Source organism: Planomonospora algeriensis (assembly GCF_977012225.1).
The window spans coordinates 1-1033 of the sequence record NZ_CDRNDK010000927.1 but is presented as its reverse complement, the minus strand read 5'-3'; the positions used below and the strand labels follow the sequence as shown (position 1 = coordinate 1033).

The window sequence follows — 1033 nt, the reverse complement described above, 5'->3', positions numbered from 1 at the left end:
CGCGGCTGATCACCGTCACCGCCTCGTCGTCCACGGTCACCTCGTGGGTGAAGAACCCGGTCAGCAGCGTGATCCGACCCGACTCCACCAGGGCGCGCAGTCGGGTGCCGAGCGCGCCGCGCGCCGGCAGGGCGTCGGCCGCGCCGCCGCCGTAGGTCCGGGCCGCGTTCCCGGCGCGGATGGCCCAGGTGATGCGGGTGTCCGGTGCCCCGTTGGCGAGGGCGGCCAACGCGAGCAGGGTGGTGGCGGCCGAGTGGCCGGCGCCCACCACCAGGGTGTGCTTGCCGACGTAGGCGTCCCGGTCGGCGCCCAGCACGTCGGGCAGGGCGTGGTCGATGAACGCGGCCGCCTCGTGCTCGCCGTGGGCGGGCAGCCCGGAGGCGCCGAGCACGTTCGGGGTGCGCCAGGTGCCGGAGGCGTCCACGACCGCACGGGCGGCGATCTCGGTGCCGTCCGCGAGACGGATCAGGAACGGCGCGGTCTCGCGGCCGAGGCTGCGCACCCGGTCGAACCCGGCCCGGCTGATCCCGGTGACCTGCGCGCCCAGCCGCAGGTGAGCGGCGATGGCCGGGTGCGCGGCCAGCGGGGCGAGGTACTGCTCGACGAGCTCGGCGCCGGTGGGCAGCCACTCCGGATCCGGAGCCGTCCAATCGGTCGCCTCCAGCAGGCGGCGGGCGGCGGCGTCGATGTCGTACTTCCACGGGCTGAAGGTCCGCACGTGCCCCCACTGCGCGATCGAGGCGCCCGCCTGGGATCCGGCCTCCAGAACGAGGAAGTCCAGGCCGCGCTCGGCCAGATGCGCGGCGGCGGCCAGGCCGACCGGCCCGGCGCCGATCACCACGACCGGCAGGCGGTCCAGCTCCGGTGAGAGCACGACCTGCTCATTGCCGGCGGCCGGGGCGGTCTGGGCGGCCGGGGCGGTCTGGGCGGTCTGGGCGGCCGTGGTGGTCTGCTCGGCCGGTACGGCCTGCGCGTTCCGCTCGGCGGGGGCGGCCGGGCCGCAGCATCCACTGCTCATGATCGTTCCTCCTGG

General features: G+C 76.2%; 1 protein-coding gene. It reads right to left on the bottom strand.

From position 1 onward, the window contains the following. Positions 1-1018: FAD-dependent oxidoreductase (locus tag ACWJ6R_RS36945; protein ID WP_449066642.1), on the bottom strand; the 1018-nt coding region annotated here is incomplete at its 3' end. Between the last annotated feature and the right edge of the window lie 15 nt (positions 1019-1033).